General features: G+C 72.0%; 17 protein-coding genes and 1 riboswitch. Of the genes, 10 read left to right on the top strand and 7 right to left on the bottom strand.

Translation table 11 applies throughout. The annotated features are described in order from the left end of the window. Nucleotides 1–18 precede the first annotated feature (18 nt). Together C503_RS0115765 and C503_RS0115760 are read right to left on the bottom strand one after the other, a co-directional pair. Complete coding sequence (locus tag C503_RS0115765; protein WP_018683185.1) at nt 19–2100, bottom strand: RecQ family ATP-dependent DNA helicase; 2082 nt, start codon at nt 2098–2100, stop codon at nt 19–21. A 245-nt stretch (nt 2101–2345) separates the two neighbouring features. Further along, a complete protein-coding gene (locus C503_RS0115760) occupies nt 2346–3032 on the bottom strand; it encodes a nitroreductase family protein (RefSeq protein ID WP_018683184.1) in 687 nt (228 codons plus the stop codon). Nucleotides 3033–3212: 180 nt separating this feature from the next. Here C503_RS0115760 and nadD point away from each other — a divergent pair, with 180 nt between their 5' ends. The 9 genes from nadD (at nt 3213) to C503_RS0115710 (ending at nt 11193) form a co-directional block, all read left to right on the top strand. Further along, the gene (gene nadD, locus C503_RS0115755; protein WP_084477143.1) at nt 3213–3803 is read left to right on the top strand and encodes a nicotinate-nucleotide adenylyltransferase; all 591 of its coding nucleotides are present in this window, start codon (nt 3213–3215) and stop codon (nt 3801–3803) included. 103 nt (nt 3804–3906) lie between these two features. Continuing rightward, complete coding sequence (rsfS, locus tag C503_RS0115750) at nt 3907–4293, top strand: ribosome silencing factor (RefSeq protein ID WP_018683182.1); 387 nt, start codon at nt 3907–3909, stop codon at nt 4291–4293. Beyond that, a complete protein-coding gene (locus C503_RS0115745) occupies nt 4290–4904 on the top strand; it encodes a histidine phosphatase family protein (RefSeq protein ID WP_018683181.1) in 615 nt (204 codons plus the stop codon). The genes rsfS and C503_RS0115745 overlap by 4 nt, the downstream gene beginning before the upstream one ends. Before the next feature lie 5 nt (nt 4905–4909). Next, nucleotides 4910–5647 (top strand): diglucosylglycerate octanoyltransferase, encoded by a 738-nt coding sequence (octT, locus tag C503_RS0115740; protein WP_018683180.1) that lies wholly within the window; start codon nt 4910–4912, stop codon nt 5645–5647. Nucleotides 5648–5658: 11 nt separating this feature from the next. Then, on the top strand, nt 5659–6495 hold the full coding sequence (locus tag C503_RS0115735; protein ID WP_018683179.1) for a DegV family protein: 837 nt from the start codon (nt 5659–5661) through the stop codon (nt 6493–6495). Nucleotides 6496–6702: 207 nt separating this feature from the next. Further along, nucleotides 6703–7380 carry a ComEA family DNA-binding protein gene (locus tag C503_RS0115730; RefSeq protein ID WP_018683178.1) on the top strand — a complete coding sequence of 226 codons (678 nt, stop codon included), beginning with the start codon at nt 6703–6705 and terminating at the stop codon, nt 7378–7380. A 226-nt stretch (nt 7381–7606) separates the two neighbouring features. Continuing rightward, complete coding sequence (locus C503_RS0115720) at nt 7607–10051, top strand: ComEC/Rec2 family competence protein (protein WP_084477142.1); 2445 nt, start codon at nt 7607–7609, stop codon at nt 10049–10051. Nucleotides 10052–10496: 445 nt separating this feature from the next. Next, the gene (locus C503_RS0115715; RefSeq protein ID WP_156893245.1) at nt 10497–10706 is read left to right on the top strand and encodes a hypothetical protein; all 210 of its coding nucleotides are present in this window, start codon (nt 10497–10499) and stop codon (nt 10704–10706) included. 76 nt (nt 10707–10782) lie between these two features. Beyond that, the gene (locus C503_RS0115710; protein ID WP_018683174.1) at nt 10783–11193 is read left to right on the top strand and encodes a helix-turn-helix domain-containing protein; all 411 of its coding nucleotides are present in this window, start codon (nt 10783–10785) and stop codon (nt 11191–11193) included. 58 nt (nt 11194–11251) lie between these two features. Here the strand turns inward: C503_RS0115710 and thrC are convergent, their stop codons facing one another. Next, nucleotides 11252–12517: a threonine synthase gene (thrC, locus tag C503_RS0115705; protein WP_018683173.1), complete on the bottom strand. Its 1266-nt coding sequence runs from the start codon at nt 12515–12517 to the stop codon at nt 11252–11254. Between the two features lie 11 nt (nt 12518–12528). Next, a riboswitch (SAM riboswitch) is annotated at nt 12529–12659 on the bottom strand. A 126-nt stretch (nt 12660–12785) separates the two neighbouring features. Here thrC and holA point away from each other — a divergent pair. Continuing rightward, entirely contained in the window at nt 12786–13763 is a 978-nt protein-coding gene (gene holA / locus C503_RS0115700; RefSeq protein WP_018683172.1) for a DNA polymerase III subunit delta, read from the top strand. A 356-nt stretch (nt 13764–14119) separates the two neighbouring features. Here holA and C503_RS48515 read toward each other — a convergent pair whose 3' ends face one another. The 4 genes from C503_RS48515 to C503_RS0115680 form a co-directional block, all read right to left on the bottom strand. Then, nucleotides 14120–14632, bottom strand: coding sequence for an acyl-CoA thioesterase (locus C503_RS48515; protein ID WP_281170511.1), 513 nt, complete (start codon nt 14630–14632; stop codon nt 14120–14122). A gap of 71 nt (nt 14633–14703) precedes the next feature. Then, complete coding sequence (rpsT, locus tag C503_RS0115690; RefSeq protein WP_018683170.1) at nt 14704–14967, bottom strand: 30S ribosomal protein S20; 264 nt, start codon at nt 14965–14967, stop codon at nt 14704–14706. 120 nt (nt 14968–15087) lie between these two features. Further along, nucleotides 15088–15294, bottom strand: a complete 207-nt coding sequence (locus C503_RS0115685; protein WP_018683169.1) for a type II toxin-antitoxin system antitoxin — start codon at nt 15292–15294, stop codon at nt 15088–15090. A 3-nt stretch (nt 15295–15297) separates the two neighbouring features. Further along, nucleotides 15298–16245: an SPFH domain-containing protein gene (locus tag C503_RS0115680; RefSeq protein ID WP_018683168.1), complete on the bottom strand. Its 948-nt coding sequence runs from the start codon at nt 16243–16245 to the stop codon at nt 15298–15300. Between the last annotated feature and the right edge of the window lie 80 nt (nt 16246–16325).

Genomic DNA, 16325 nt, shown 5'->3' with positions numbered 1-16325 from the left:
GTTCCGGCCCCCGGTTCCTCAGCTGGTCGTCGCCAACGCGAACGGCAACACCCCCCGAGCCCCGCTTTCACACAACAAATGCCCGGCAAGCGTCATGCTCCACCCACTATCAACCCGGTCGCCAACCAACAAAACCGGCCCCGCCGCCCCCCGAACCGCCTCCGCCAACTCCTCCGAAACCCCCATAGCCCCGCACAACCGCGCCAACCTCTGCGCACTATTCGACTGCGGAACGCCCCCTCCGCTCACCCGAACCTCTCCCAACAACGGCAACCGTCCGAGCGAGGAAATCCGCTCCCCAAGACTCCGGGCCAACCGACCGGACCCCACGGTCACCACCCCCACAGGCCGTTCCTCCCATCCCCAGGCCGCCAACACCTTCACACAGGCCTGCACCAAATCCTCCGGAACCTCCTCATCCCCGGAAGCGAACAACTCCCGCAGCCGATTCCCCCACCCGATATCCGTAAGCCGCCCCACCGCCCGCCCGGGCAACAACGGCTGGGGGATCTTTCCCGACAACCGAATACCCAACGCGGCCATCCCCGTCGGCCAGAGCTTCTTGGGCACGATCTCCACCCCGGGCCGCCGCAACCGCTCCTCGGCCTGAACCACCCCGGCCTCGGACACCGAAGCGCTCAACCGTTCCCCGGTGCAGTTGTCGCACCGCCCACAAGCGACCGCGTGCGGATCGTCCAACTGCCGCAACAGGAACTCCATCCGGCACCCGGATGTCTCCTGGTAGTCCAGGATCGCCCGCTGTTCCGCCTCCCGAGCCTGCGCGATCCGCCCGTACCGTTCCGCGTCGTACTCCCAGGCCTGCCCGGTGGACTCCCACCCACCGCGCATCCGACGGACCGCACCGTCCACATCGAGCACCTTCAACACCATCTCCAGCCGCCCCCGAGACAGGTCCACCAACGGCTCCAACGCCTGTGTGGACAACGGGCGCCCGGCATCGGACAGTGCCGCGATCACCTCGCGCACCACCCGTTCCGCCGGGAACGCCAGTGACGCGAAGTACGCCCAGATGTCCTTGTCCTCGCGTCCCGGCAGCAGCACCACGTCCGCGCGCAGCACGCCACGACCCGCGCGGCCGATCTGCTGGTAGTACGAGATCGGTGACTGCGGCGCGCCCACGTGCACCACGAACCCGAGGTCCGGCTTGTCGAACCCCATGCCCAGCGCGGAGGTCGCCACCAGGGCCTTGACCCGGTTGGCCAGCAGGTCGTCCTCGGCCTTGAGCCGGTCGGCCTGCTCGGTCCGTCCGGTGTAGGCGGTCACCTCGTAGCCGCGCTCGCGCAGGAACGACGCCAGCTCCTCGGCCGCGCTCACGGTGAGCGTGTAGATGATCCCGGAACCGGTGAAGCGGGCGAGGTTCTCGCCCAGCCAGGCCAGCCGGGCCTGCGCCGTGGGCAGCCGCAGCACGGAGAGCCGCAGGCTTTCCCGGTCCAACGGTCCGCGCAGGACTATCGCGTCCTCGCTGCCCAGGCCCAGCTGCTGCGCCACGTCCCGCACCACGCGGTCGTTCGCGGTCGCCGTGGTGGCCAGCACCGGCACGCCCGGCGGCAGCTCGCCCAGCAGTGTCCGAAGTCGACGGTAGTCGGGCCGGAAGTCGTGTCCCCAGTCCGAGATGCAGTGCGCCTCGTCGACCACCAGCAGACCCGCCGACGCGGTCAGCCTGGGCAGCACGGCGTCGCGGAAGTCCGGGTTGTTCAGTCGCTCGGGGCTCACCAGCAGGACGTCGACCTCGCCCTCGGCGACCGCCTCGTGGATCCGCTCCCACTCCTCGGGGTTGCCCGAGTTGATCGTGGCCGCGCGTACCCCGGCGCGCGCCGCCGCGTCGACCTGGTTGCGCATCAGCGCCAGCAGCGGGGACACGATCACCGTGGGGCCCTCGCCGAGTTCGCGCAGCAGCGCGGTGGCGAGGAAGTACACCGCCGACTTTCCCCACCCGGTGCGTTGCACCACCAGGGCCCGCCCGCGATCGGCCACCAGGGCCGAGATCGCGGTCCACTGGTCGTCCCGCAACCGCGCCTCGGGGCCCGCCAGGGCCCGGAGCCGCTCCTCCGCCGAATGTCGCAATGCCACGTCGTCCACACGACATGGATACCGTCCGGCGACGCCCGCCGTCGACCCCGCCGCGCGGGCCTGTGGACAACTCGGGCCCGTTGTGGATGAACGGATGCGGACACCCGATCAGAACACTGGAAGTTCGATGGTCGGGAACCTGGACGACCAGGATGACCTGCCCCGCGCGGACGCGCACCATCCGCGCGAGGCAGGACCCCGGCATGCGGAGACCGGGGTTCCGGACAGGGAGGTCGTGACCTCCCGCCGGAGTCCTAGAACCGGACCAGGACCTGGTCGAGGTCCTTGCGCACCAGCTGCGGCACCGTCGCGTCGTCCGCCGGGTAGCCCACCGGGATCACCGCGAAGGCCTTCTCGTTGCGCGGACGGTTCAGTACCTCGGAAAGGAACTTCATCGGGCTCGGTGTGTGTGTCAGCGCCGCCAGCCCGGACAGGTGCAACGCCGTGAGCAGCATGCCCACCGCGATGCCCACCGACTCGTCCACGTAGTAGTGCTTGTGCTGCGAGCCGTTGTCGTCCAGGTAGTACCGCTGCTGGAACACCACGATCAGGAACGGCGCGTCGGTCAGGTGCGGCTTGTTGTGGTCCGTCCCGAGTGGTCGCAACGCCGAGAGCCACTCCTCACCGAGCCTGCCCGCGTAGGAGATCTGCTCCTCCCGCTCGGCCTCGGCCCGGATCTTCGCCCGGATCTCCGGATCGGTGACCAGAACGAACGTCCAGGGCTGCTGGTGGGCCCCGGACGGGGCGGTGGCCGCCACCGCGATCGCGTCCACGACGACCTGCTCCGGCACGGGCTCTTTCGAGAACGCGCGCACGGTGCGCCGTTGGTCCATCATGGCGCGCAGCTCGGCGGCCGCCCGTAACGACTCCTCCGCCGTCACCTTGGACGGCCGGTACGGCACCGGGTCGTACGGCTGATCGTGGATCGGTATCCAAGCCATGCCGGCAGTCTCCCGGTCGAAAAGCCGCCGAAGGTCATACCGATCCGGTCATAGGACCCGCGTCATGACCCGAACGGTGGTGTTCGGAAGTCGATCGCGCGGGGAGACATCGCCCACAGAAGTCGAGTATCCCCGCATGTCAAGACCCCCGCGCGCGGGTCGCGCCCGTACGCTCCGGACATGGCGCGGCGGATTGGGGTGATGGGCGGCACCTTCGACCCGGTGCACCACGGACACCTGGTGGCGGCCAGCGAGGTGCAGGCCCGGTTCGAGTTGGACGAGGTCATCTTCGTGCCCACCGGCGTGCCGTGGCAGAAGGACGAGCGCGAGGTGAGCGCCGCCGAGGACCGCTACCTGATGACCGTGGTGGCCACCGCGTCCAACCCGCGCTTCTCGGTCAGCCGGGTCGACATCGACCGCGACGGCCGCACCTTCACCGTGGACACCCTGCGCGACCTGGGCGAACGCTACCCGGACGACCGACTGTTCTTCATCACCGGCGCGGACGCGCTGGAGCAGATCCTGTCCTGGCACCGCGCCGACGAGCTGTTCACCCTGGCCCACTTCGTCGGCGTCACCCGACCGGGATACAACCTGGCCGACACGCACCTGCCGTCCGGTTCGGTCAGCCTGATCGAGGTCCCCGCGCTGGCCATCTCCTCCACCGACTGCCGCGCGCGGGTCGCGGCGGGCCAACCGGTCTGGTACCTGGTCCCGGACGGGGTGGTGCAGTACATCTCCAAGCGCGGTCTCTACGCCGCCGAGGCATGACCGGTGGCGGTCGACCGGTACCCTCAAGAGGTTCGCCCTGGCCAGGTGGCCGGGCGAGGTGGCACGGACAGTGCCGGATCGGAACCGCAGCAAAAGGAGTGACGTGGCAGCGACGCACGAGGCACGCGAGCTGGCACTGGTGGCGGCCGCCGCGGCCGCCGACAAGAAGGCCGGGGACGTGGTCGTGCTGGACGTCTCCGACCAGCTCGTGATCACCGACTGTTTCGTGATCGCCTCCGCCGCCAACGAGCGGCAGGTGGGCGCGATCGTGGAGAACGTCGAGGACCGGATGCGCGAGGCGGGCACCAAGCCGGTGCGCCGCGAGGGCGCCCGCGAGGGCCGCTGGGTCCTGCTCGACTTCGTCGACGTCGTGGTGCACATCCAGCACGCGGAGGAGCGTTCGTTCTACGGCCTGGAGCGGCTGTGGAAGGACTGCCCGCGGATCGAGTTCGAGGCGGACCCGCCCGCCGACGAGGACGGCGCCGAGTGACGCTGCGCAGGCTGGTCCTCTGGCGGCACGGCGAGACCGACTACAACGCGTCCGGCCGGATGCAGGGGCACATCGACTCGCACCTGACCGAGATCGGCCGCAACCAGGCCCGGTTCGCGGTACCCGCGCTGGCCCGGTTCTCACCGGACGTGATCGTGTCGTCCGACCTGCGCCGGGCGATGGACACCGCCACCACGTTCAGCACCGCCGTCGGTGTGCCGCTGCGCGTGGACAAGCGTTTGCGCGAGACCAACCTGGGGCTCTGGCAGGGCAAGACCGGGGCCGAGATCGACGTGGAGTGGCCGGGCGGGCGGGCCGAGTGGCAGACCGACGCCACCTGGACCCCGCCCGGCGGCGAGTCCAGGGTGGAGGTCGCCGCGCGGGCCACCGAGGTGGTCGGCACGCTGGACGAGGGCACCGACGAGACGGCCGTGCTGTGCGCGCACGGCGGCCTGATCACCGCGCTGACCGGCAGCCTGCTGGAGCTGCCGGTGGCCAACTGGTGGCAGCTGGGCGGCATCGGCAACTGCCACTGGACGGTGCTGGCCCGTCGCGAGACGAGCGGCATGGCCTGGCGCCTGATCGGCTACAACGTGGGGATCACCGGGTAGAACCGATGGCGCCCACGGTGCTGTTGTTCGGCGACTCGCTGGGCTTTCACGGCCCGGACGGTCCCCACCCCGCCGACGATCCGCGGATCTGGCCGAATCTCGCCGCCGCGGCCCTGGGCGGTCGCACCGAGATGTTCGCCGGTTTCGGGTGGACCGCGCGGGACGCGTACTGGTCGCTGGTGGGCGACCCTCGCGTGTGGAGCCAGCTACCGCGCGCGGACGTGTTGGTACTGGCCGTGGGTGGCATGGACACTCTGCCGTCGCCGTTGCCCACGTATCTGCGGCAGGGGATCCGCTATCTGCGTCCGGACACGTTGCGCAGGCGCGTGCGTAAGGCCTATCTCGCGGCGCAGCCGTATTTGGCGCGGTTGACGCAGGGGAGGCCGGTAGCGCTGCCGGCGCGGCTCACGGTCCGGTACTTGAACGACACTCTCGTCGCGATCCGTGCGTTGCGTCCGGACCTTCCGGCGGTGGTCATGCTGCCTGCCGTGCACCGCGCGCCCGCGTACGGGTACGTGCACACCGCGCGCACGCACGCGGTCGCGTCGGTCCGCGCGTGGGCGGCTCGTGCGGACGTGACGGTGTTCGACGTGGCATCCGTGGTGGGTGACCATGTCCTGGGCGGCCACGGCAACGCGGACGGTCTGCACTGGGGATGGGCGGGGCACGAACTGGTAGGCGAGGCTCTCGCGGACTTGATCCGGCCCCTGCTCGGTCGGGCACCCGGGGCGGCCGCCAACTAGGCTCCCGGCACGTGCCGCTCGCCGTAGTCACCGACTCGACCGCGTACCTGCCGGAAGGCCTCGCCGACCGGCACGCCGTCCGGGTCATCCCGCTGCTGGTGCGGGTCGACGGCCGCGAGGGGCGCGACGGCATCGACCTCGGCCCGGCGGAGCTGGCCCAGGCCCTGCGCGAGCGCCGGATGGTGACCACCTCCCGGCCCAACCCGGCCGAGTTCGCCGCGCAGTACCGGCGGCTGCTCGACGAGGGCGCGGACGGGGTGGTGTCCGTGCACCTGTCGCGGGAGCTGTCGGGGACGTGGGAGTCCGCGCGACTGGCCGCCGCCGAGTTCGGTCCGGGCGTGGTACGCGTGGTGGATTCGCGGACCACGGGGATGGGGCTGGGGTTCGCGGTGTTGCGTGCCGCGTCCGTGGCCACTGCCGGAGGTGGGGGAGCGGAGGCTGAGGCTGCTGCTGTGGCGGCCCGCACGCGGAGCTTCTTCGTCGTGGAGACGCTGGAGTACCTGCGCCGGGGCGGTCGGATCGGCGCGGCTGCCGCGTTGCTGGGGACGGCGTTGGCGGTGAAACCGATCCTGCACGTGGACGACGGCCAGATCATGCCGCTGGAGAAGGTCCGCACGATGAGCCGCGCCCTCGGCCGCCTGGTGGACCTCGCGGTCGACGCCGCCGGTGGGGGACCGGTCGACCTGGCCGTGCACCACCTGGGCGCGCCGGAGCGGGCCGCGGAACTGGCCGCCCGGCTCCGTGAGCGGGTATCCGACGTCGGCGAATGCCTGGTGTCGGAACTGGGCGCGGTCATCGGCGCCCACACCGGCCCCGGCGTCCTGGGGGTCGTGGTCTCCCAGCGCTAGGCCGTCGGCTGTCCGTGACGGCTCGTCCCGCGACCCTCTTGGTGCCGTGGCGGCGGTTGCGGTTGCCAGGCCGGGGACGGTGCCGGGCCGGGATGACGGGGTGGGTGGCGGGAGGAAGACCAGCCAGTTATCCACAACCCTCGGAATCCATCCACAGGCTCCTCGCCTGGCTTTCCGTTGCCCTGCCGGGTTTCTAGCGTCGGAGACATGGCAGACAACGAACGCACCGCACAGATGGACACCGTCCTCGACCGCCTCGCGGCCGTCGCCGGGCGGCCGTGGGACCGCGCGGAGGAACCCGAGCCCCGGGGTCCCTCGCTGCTGAGCCGCTTCCGGGAGCGCCGGATACCGGTGTTCGTGGGGATCGGGGTGGTGGTCGCGGCCGGGCTGGCCACGGCCGTGCTCGGCCTGTCCGGGGCGCCGCCCCGGGAACCACCGCCGGACCTGGTCGCCGCCGTCGTGACCGAGCCAAGCACGGCCTCGATCGTGGTCGACGTGGTGGGCAAGGTGCACGAGCCGGGCCTGCGCACCCTGCCCGAGGGAGCGCGGGTCGACGACGCCCTGCGCGCCTGTGGTGGAGCGCTCCCGGACGCGGATCTGTCCACACTCAACCTGGCCCGCAGACTCGTGGACGGCGAACAGATCGCCGTCGGCGTGCCCGCGAGCGAGGCCCTGCCGTCCCAACCGGGCGGCAAGGTCAACCTGAACACGGCCTCCCTGCCCCAGCTCGACACGCTCCCCGGCGTGGGAACCGTGACCGCCCAACGCATCCTCGACTGGCGCACGGCCCATGGTCGCTTCAGCCGCGTCGAACAACTCCGCGAGATAGAGGGCATCGGCCCGACCCGATTCGACAAGCTCCGCGAGCAGGTGACCATCCGATGACCAGCCCAAACACCCACGAACCGCTGTCCCCGGCCTGGGACGACACTTATGCGTGCTCCTCGTCGGAGGGCAGCGGAGTGTTCGTCCTTGAGGTCATGGAGATCCTTGTGCCTGGGCAGGGGGATCTCCGATGACACAGGATGTCGGCGGGACCCGCTCAGGTTCGAGCGAGCGTCCGGCGATGAACTCGGATGACCGTGTAGGCGCATCGGCTGATCCGGTGCCGATGGGTTCGCGGGCCGGGCAACAGGCATCCGCCGCGCGGCTTGCGGCGGTGGGGCTGTTGCCGGGTGGGTCGACGTCTCGGCTGGGTGTGTTGCGGGCCAAGTGGTTCGACACGCGACCTCGGGAGTCAGCCCCGGCCGACTGGCGGTTGGTGCCCGCGGCGCTGGCTGTCTGGCTGGGTGCCCTGCTTGGTCTGCTCGTGCACTGGTCGCTGGCCGTCGTGGTGGGTGTGCTCGCCGTCGTGGTCGGTGGCCTGCGGGGGCTGCGAGCCCATGGCCCCGTTCTCGGCGCGGCTTGGCCGTTGGCGGTCTGCGGCACGCTGGTGATCTGGCCGATCGCCAGCCGGATAGAGGGCGCGGCGAGTGATCCGTTGCGGGTGGCGGCGGCTCGATCGGACGCCGTCGAGCTGCGGCTCACCGTCGCGGAGCGGCCGAAGTCGGTGCGGGGGAGCGGGTTCGGGGCGCAGCCGTCCGGGGTTCAGTCGGTCGTCGTGCCCGCGGCGACCGGGAGCAGTCGGGTTCTGGTGTTGGCGCCGGTCGAGCGATGGGCGGAGTTGTTGCCGGGACAGGACTTCTCCGCACGCGGCAACCTCGCGCCTGCCCGGCCGGGGTCGCTCACCGTCGCCGTGCTGCGCGTCCGGGGTCCCCCGAACCGGGTCGGTCCGGCGCCGTGGTGGCAGGGCGTCGCGCAGCACCTGCGGGCCGGGCTGCGGGCGGCCGCGGGCGTGCTCGACCCCGACTCGGCCGGGCTGTTGCCCGCCCTGGTCGTTGGCGACACCGACGGGATGACCCAGGCCGTCGAGGGCGAGTTCCGGGCGGCCGGGCTGACCCACCTGCTGGCGGTCAGCGGCGCGAACCTGGCCATCGTCTGCCTCGCGGTCCTCTGGCTGCTCGGCCTGGTCCGGATCGGCCCACGTGGGTCCGCCGCGGGCGCGCTGGCCGCGCTGGTCGGGTACGTCGTGCTCGCCGGGCCGGAGCCGAGCGTGCTGCGGGCGGGTGTCATGGGCGCGGTCGGGCTGCTCGCCCTGGCTTTCGGCCGGGAACGGTCGGCGTTGCCCGCGCTCGCCACGGCGGTGGTGGTGCTGGTGGTGCACGACCCGGACATGGCCGTCAGCGTGGGGTTCGGGCTGTCGGTGCTGGCGACCGGGGCGCTCGTCCTGTTGACCCCGCCGTGGGTGGAGGCGCTCGTGCGACGGCGGGTGCCGAGGGTGCTCGCCGAGGCGTTGGCCGCGCCGGTGGCCGCCCACCTGGTCACGGCGCCGGTCGTGGCCGGGGTGAGCGGTCAGGTGAGCTTGGTGGCGGTCGTGGCGAACCTGGTGGCCGCGCCGGTGGTGGCGCCCGCGACCGTGCTGGGGCTGCTGGCGGCCGTGGCCGTGCCTGCCGAGTGGTTCGCGCGGGCGGCGGGACCGGAGGTGGACTGGCTCGTCCTGGTCGGCAGGCACGCGGCGGCCGTGCCCGGCGCGGTGCTCGACTGGCCCGCGGGCTGGTGGGGTGGCGCGTTGCTGCTCGCGGCGCTGGGCGGCCTCGTATTGCTGTTACGCGGTCGCCGGGCACGGGTGTTGGTTGCGTTGGGCCTGGTCGGGGTGGTCGTAGTGGTCGTCCCGATCCAGGTGATCGCGCCCGGGTGGCCACCGCCGGGGTGGGCGGTGGTCGCGTGCGATGTCGGGCAGGGGGATGCGTTGGCGTTGTCCACCGCCGACAAGGGGCGGGCGGTGCTGGTCGACACGGGTCCTGATCCGGCGCCGGTCCGGGCCTGTCTCGATCGGCTCGGTGTGCGGCAGGTGCCGTTGGTGGTGCTCACGCACCTGCACGCCGACCACGTCGGTGGGTTGTCGGCGGTGCTCGCGGATCGGGCGGTGGGCGCGGTCGCCGTCGGGTCGGGGCGCGCGCCGGACTGGGCGTGGCGGCAGGTGCGGCGGGAGACCCGGGACGCGGGTGTGCCGCTGGTGCGGCTGAGTGCCGGGCAGCGGATGGCCTGGCCGGGACTGGCGCTGGAGGTACTGGCGCCTGCGGGCGACAGGGAGGGGAGTGGCGAGAGGACAGGTGACGACAAGGACGGTACGGCGATCAACAACCAGTCCGTGGTCCTGCGGGCGACGACGGCCGCGGGCCGGGTGCTGCTGACCGGCGACGTGGAGCTGGCCGCGCAGGCCGACCTGCTCGCCGCGCACCGGGACCTGGCCGCCGACGTGCTCAAGGTGCCGCACCACGGCTCCCGCTACACCGACCCGGCGTTCCTGGCCGCGGTCGGCGCCCGGGTCGCCCTGGTCAGCGTCGGCGCGGGCAACCGCTACGGGCATCCCAGCCCGCGCACGCTGGCCGAGCTCGCCAGGCGCGGTGTCCTGGTGGCGCGCACCGACCAGGACGGGGACAGCGCCGTGGTCGCCGATGGCGGGCGGCCCGTGGTGGTGGCGCGCGGTGCGGCGAGAGCACCTCCGGGGCGGTGAGAAGGGCGGGCGGCGTGGACAATTCGTGGTCATTTCGTCGTCGTCGACGAAATGTGGTTGTGTGGTCCGGCGCAGGTGGTGCAAAATGGAGAAGCCAGCGGAGCGGGTTCCGCTTACTCGGCGGGTGCATGATTATCGCCCGTGCGTGAGCGTGCCTGCCTCAAGTTGTACCGGATCGCCTCCTGACGGCACAGACGGGCATTCGGGCTTCGGGCGGCTCCCCGGCTGTTCACCGGGGAGTTCCCTCCGCGCGGTGATCATCCCGTCGACATTGTCGACGCATTTCGGGTGTGGATTCCCCGAAATGGTTGCGGTCCTCCCGCCTTGCTGCCATCGTCACCGTGTGCACATCCACCCCCGCGTGAACAACGGGATCGTGGTGTGCGCGCAAATCGAGATCCGCGATTCGAGTCCCGTCTGTGCCGAACAGGGAGGAGAGGCGCCGGTGTTCGCTGCTCGCGAGCTGGTGACCTGCTGGATCGTCGTGCTGTACCCGCTGCTGGTGATCGAGCTGCTGCGTCGGGGTTTCCCGACGCGGGAGGCGGTCACCGCGGCGGGGGTGATCTGCCTCGGGATGGCCCACGTCGTCGACCGCGTCGGCGGCGACCGGCGGGGGCCGCGCCGGGGCGGACCCCGGAAGCAGCTCCGGGGCTGATCACCACCGACCCGGGGGCGCCCGCCGGGGCGTCCCCGGGTCACCGGCCGGCCTTCCTCCCGCGAGGGGAGCGCGCATGACCCAGTACCAGCAAGCCATCACCGATTTCGTCGCCCGGCTCCGGCAGGCGCACCGCGGCGCGGGGGCACCCGCGCACCGCAGGCTGGCCGCCGACATGGGCTACTCGGTGGCCACCGTCACCAGGGCCTTCCGCACGGACGGCCCACCGTCCTGGAAGGTCGTCACCGCCATGCTGACCGCGCTCGGCGTCCCCGAGGACCGCATCGGCGGGCCGTGGCGCAGAGCCTGGACCGACATGATGGACGTCGTCGACCCGATCACCGCCCCGACCGTGCCCGCACGGGTGATCGGGCTGCGCGCCCAGGAACCCGTCGAGTGCGACCTGTGCGGTGCCCTGGTCGCCGACCGGGAGCGGCACACCCGCTTCCACCGCGAGTTCGCCCCGCGGGCGGCGCTGGCGGGGTGATCGACTCGGCCCGCGTCCGGACAGACCGTCCTGTTCGGACGCGGGCCGTCCACAAAGGTCAGCCGCGGTTCAGTACCTCGCGCACGGCGGCGGCCGACGGCGGCACGGTCGCCCGCGGGCCGATGTGGTCCTGCACCGCGTCCAGCGTCTTCAGGCCGTCGCCGGTGATCAGCAGCACGGTCTCCGCGTTCGGGTCCAGCTGCCCGGTCTCGATCAGCTTCTTCGCCGTCGCGACGGTCACGCCGCCCGCGGTCTCGGCGAAGATGCCCTCGGTGCGGGCCAGCAGCCGGATGCCCTCGACCACCTCGGCGTCGGTCACGTCCTCCACCGCGCCCCCGGTGCGGCGCACCGAGTCCAGCACGTACGGGCCGTCCGCCGGGGCGCCGATGGCCAGCGACCGGGCGATGGTGTCCGGCTTCACCGGGCGGATCACGTCCTGGCCCGCCTTGAACGCCGCCGCGACCGGCGAGCAGCCGGTGGCCTGCGCGCCGAACACCCGGTACGGGGTGGCCTCGACCAGGCCCAGCTCGCCCAGCTCGCGGAACGCCTTGTCGACCTTGGTCAGCTGCGAGCCGGAGGCCACCGGTACCACGATCTGCTCGGGCAGCCGCCAGCCCAGCTGCTCGGCGACCTCGTAGCCCAGGGTCTTGGAGCCCTCGGCGTAGTAGGGGCGGACGTTGACGTTCACGAACGCCCAGTCCTCGTGCTCCGCGGCCAGCTCGGTGGCCAGCCGGTTCACGTCGTCGTAGTTGCCGTCCACGGCGATCAGCGCGCCGTCGTACACGGCGGTGGTCAGGATCTTCGCGCGCTCCAGCGAGGACGGGATCAGCACGACCGAGTCCCAGCCCGCGCGGGCGGCCGCGGCCGCGACGGCGTTGGCGAGGTTGCCGGTCGACGGGCAGGCCAGCACGGTGAACCCGAGCCTGCGGGCGGCGGCGAGCGCGACCGCGACCACGCGGTCCTTGAACGAGTGCGTCGGGTTGCCGGTGTCGTCCTTGACCCACAACGACTTCACGCCGAGCGCGGCGGCCAGCCGGTCGGCCTTCACCAGGCGGGTCAGGCCCGGCTCGGTGTTCGGGTACGAGTCGACGTCGGCCGGGACCGGCAGCAGCGCGCGGTAGCGCCAGATCGACCTGGGGCCCGCCTCGATGTCCGCCCGAGTGACCTTGCCGAACTCGTAGGCCACCTCAAGCGGGCCGAAACACTCGGCGCAGGCGAACTCGGCGGCGAGCGGGATCCGGTGGCCGCACTCACGACACGCCAGGGCGCGCGCGGGGCCCAGGTCGAGGGCGGTGGAGTTCTGGACGTCGACGGACGTGGTCATCGCGAGGCATCTCCTCATCTATCCCGCGTGGCGGGTCGGAATTGGCACCGTGGTCGTCCGCCTCCTCGCGATGAGGAAGTGACGCGTAACGCCGGTTGCCGGGGCTTCTTCGGGCCGATCCCTCTGCCCCTCTGGATGAGCGGTATTCGGTTGTGGTCCGGGCGCTCGGTGCCCAGGACGTGCCGACAACGGTACGGCACGGCAGGCCGGTGAGGCCAGCCCGCTTCCCGCCGCCCCGGTGTCGGCGCGGCGTGGCAGGATCGCGGGCGTGAACTCGCCCGCGGTCACCCCGCCCCCGCTGCAACTCGTGCTCGGGGAAGAGGAACTGCTCGTCGAGCGCGCCATCCGCACGATCCTGGAGACGGCCCGGCTGGCCGACCCGGCGGCGGACCTGACCCGGATCCGGGTGGCTGAACTCACAGCCCCGGAGCTGGCCGAGCTGGTCAGCCCGTCGCTGTTCGCCGAGGGCCGGGTCATCGTGCTGGACGCCGCGCACGAGGCCACCCAGGACATCGCCGCCCTGGTGATCTCCTACGCCAAGGCGCCCGCCGACGGCATCGTGCTCACCGTGGTCCACAACGGCGCGGGCCGCAAGGCGGGCAAGGACATCGTGGCCGCGTTCCGGAAGGCTGGCGCGGTCGTCGCCGACTGTCCCAAGATCACCAAGGCGGCGGAGCGCGAAGCCTTCGTGCGCAACGAGATCCGCCGCGCGGGCGGCAAGACCGACCCGGCCGCGGTGGCCGCGTTGATCGACTCGGTCGGCTCGGACCTCCGCGAGCTGGCGGCGGCCGCGGCCCAGCTGGTCGCCGACGCGGCGGGGGAGGTCACGGAGGAGGCGGTGCGCCGGTACCACCGGGGGCGCGCCGACGTGACGGGCTTCGCGGTCGCCGAGAAGGCGGTGACCGGCGACCTGCCGGGCGCCATGGAAGCACTGCGGTGGGCGATGCAGCTGGGCGTGCCGCACGTGTTGGTCGCCGACGCGCTGGCGGACGCGGTGCGGACAGTCGCGCGGGTGTCGGGGGCCGGGCGGGCGGATCCGTTCCGGCTCGCGGGCGAACTGGGGATGCCCGCGTGGAAGGTGAAGAAGGCGCTGGCGCAGGCGCGGGGGTGGAGCCCGGCCGGACTGGCGGTGGCGATGCGGACGGTGGCCGAGGTCAACGCGGACGTGAAGGGCGTGGCGGCGGACGCCGACTACGCGTTGGAGCGTGCGGTGCTGCGGCTCGCCCGCGCTCATCAGCGGGACTGAGGGGCGCGTCCTTCGCGCGTCACGCGCTTGCGTGATCGAGATTCGATCGGCTCGGGGGAGTTTCGCGTGCGGTGCAGGAAGCCTGCTGGCCGCTGGCTGCCGTGACCGGAATCGGCCCCCACTGCTCGCCGCAGAACTTCGGCTTCGCCCCGCGACGCTCGTCCGGCCCCCCAAAAAAGCCCGCCGCTCCCAGGGGGATCCCCCAGGGCCCATTCTAGTGGGTGGGGGTGATAGTGGATCTTGAATGTGGGGTGGGAGGGGGTGGGGTGTGGATAAGTTTTGTCGCTGGGGTGGGTGAATTCGGGAGGGTGGGGCGAGGCCGAAGGGGATATTGATCTTGGTGGGGGAAAGTCGGGTCAGGAGGGGTGGTGGGTGCGGCTGGCGAGGATCTCGTCGCGGCGGGTGAGGCGGTGGTGGCGGCGGATCTCGGCTTCGCGGAGGCGGCGTTGGTCCTCGTCGGTCTCCGGGGTGACCGGGGGGATGGGGCGGGGGGTGCCCTCGCTGTCGACGGCGACGAAGACCAGGTAGGCGGTGGCGACGCGGGTCGGGGGGATGCCCGCGCGGTCCCAGGGTTCGGCCAGGACGCGGACGCCGACCTCCATCGAGGAACGGCCTGCCCAGTTGACCTGGGCGTGCGCGTGGACCAGGTCGCCGACGCGGACCGGGTGCAGGAAGGTCATGCCGTCCATGGCGGCCGTCACCGCGGGGCCGCCGGAGTGGCGTTGGGCCACCGCGCCCGCGACGTCGTCGACCATCTTCATGATGACTCCACCGTGGACGGTGCCGAGGAGGTTGGTGTCCACGGCCGTCATGATGTGCGACAGCGAGGTGCGGGCGGCCGAGGTGGGCTTCGGGTCCAGGGGGCTCACCACCGCAGTGTGGCCCAGACGACGGCGGCGCCGCTCCCCGAGGGGGGCGGCGCCGCCGGTAAGCGCAGTGGTCAGCCGAGCTTGTTGGCGCGCAGCGCCATCGCCGACTTCTTGTTCGCGGCCTGGTTCGGGTGGATGACACCCTTGCCCGCGGCCTTGTCCAGCTTGCGGCTGGCGACCGCCAGCAGCTCCTGGGCCTTCGCCTGGTCGCCTGCGTCGGCGGCCTCGCGGAACTTGCGGATCGCGGTCTTGACCGAGGACTTGACGGACTTGTTGCGCAGGCGCGCCTTCTCGTTCGTCTTGATCCGCTTCAGCTGGGACTTGATGTTGGCCATGCGTGTCTCCTCTAGGTCAGTCCGGATCGCGCGCCGCGAACTTTCGGTGGCCCTGCCGGGGCAGGTCTCCTCCAGGGCGGAGTGCCGTACGGCGCGACGAACCAGGCTAACAGCCGGTGGTCACTCGTCGGGTTCCGGGTCCTTGCGCGGACGGCCCCGCGTCGCAGGGCGGCCCGCACCGTCGGGGAGCCTGCCCGCCTCGGCCAGCGCGCGGCGCAGCATGAACTCGATCTGGGCGTTGGTGCTGCGCAGCTCGTCGCCCGCCCACCGGGCCACGGCGTCGTGCACGGCCGGGTCGAGCCGCAACAGGATCTTCTTGCGCTCCATGGGTCACTGGTAGAGAGACCCGGTGTTCACCACCGGCTGGGCCTCCCGGTCACCGCACAGCACCACCAACAGGTTGCTCACCATCGCCGCCTTGCGCTCCTCGTCCAGGTCCACCACATCGTGCTCGGCCAGCCGCGCCAGCGCGGACTCGACCATGCCGACCGCGCCCTCCACGATCCGCTGCCGGGCCGCGACCACCGCCCCCGCCTGCTGCCTGCGCAGCATGGCCCCCGCGATCTCCGGCGCGTACGCCAGGTTCGTGATCCGCGACTCGATCACCCCCACACCCGCCGCCTCGACCCGCGCCGCGATCTCCGCCGATAGCCGCTGCGTGATCTCCTCCGCGTTGTCCCGCAGCGACAGCGTGGCCTCGGTGTCGTGCGCGTCGTACGGGTAGGTGGTGGCGATGTGCCGGACCGCGGTCTCGGTCTGGATGCCCACGAACGCGATGAAGTCGTCCACCTCGAACACGGCGCGCGCGGTGTCCTGCACCTGCCACACGACCACCGCGGCGATCTCGATCGGGCTGCCGTCCGCGTCGTTGACCTTCAGCACCGCGGTCTCGTGGTTGCGGATCCGGGTCGACACCTTGCGCCGGGTGGTGAACGGGTTGACCCAGCGCAGCCCGTCCAGCCGCACGGTGCCCACGTAGCGGCCCAGGAACTGGATCACCCTGGCCTCGCCGGGCGCCACCACGGTCAGCCCGGACGCCACGATCGAGGCGCCCACGAACACCAGCACGCCCAGCACCAGGGACGCCACCCCGGTCCCGTGCGCGAGGTCGAGCGCGCCGCCGAGCGTGGCCCCGCCCAGCCCGACCAGCGCCGCACCCCCCAACCCGACCACGAAGGTCGCGGCGGCGATGGGCAACCCGGTCGCCCCGAACGCGGGCTTCTCCCGCACGGTGGGCGCGGGCAGCTGTGGGTGGTCGATGACGTTGATGGTGGTCATGGGTGCCTCCGGCGCTAGCTCGAATCTAGCAAAGTGATATCACTTTTCCGTCGAGCGCGCCACCCACCCCCCGGCTGCGT

It is taken from the genome of Actinokineospora enzanensis DSM 44649 (assembly GCF_000374445.1).
Classification (GTDB): domain Bacteria; phylum Actinomycetota; class Actinomycetes; order Mycobacteriales; family Pseudonocardiaceae; genus Actinokineospora; species Actinokineospora enzanensis.
This window is presented reverse-complemented; position numbering and strand designations above follow the sequence as displayed.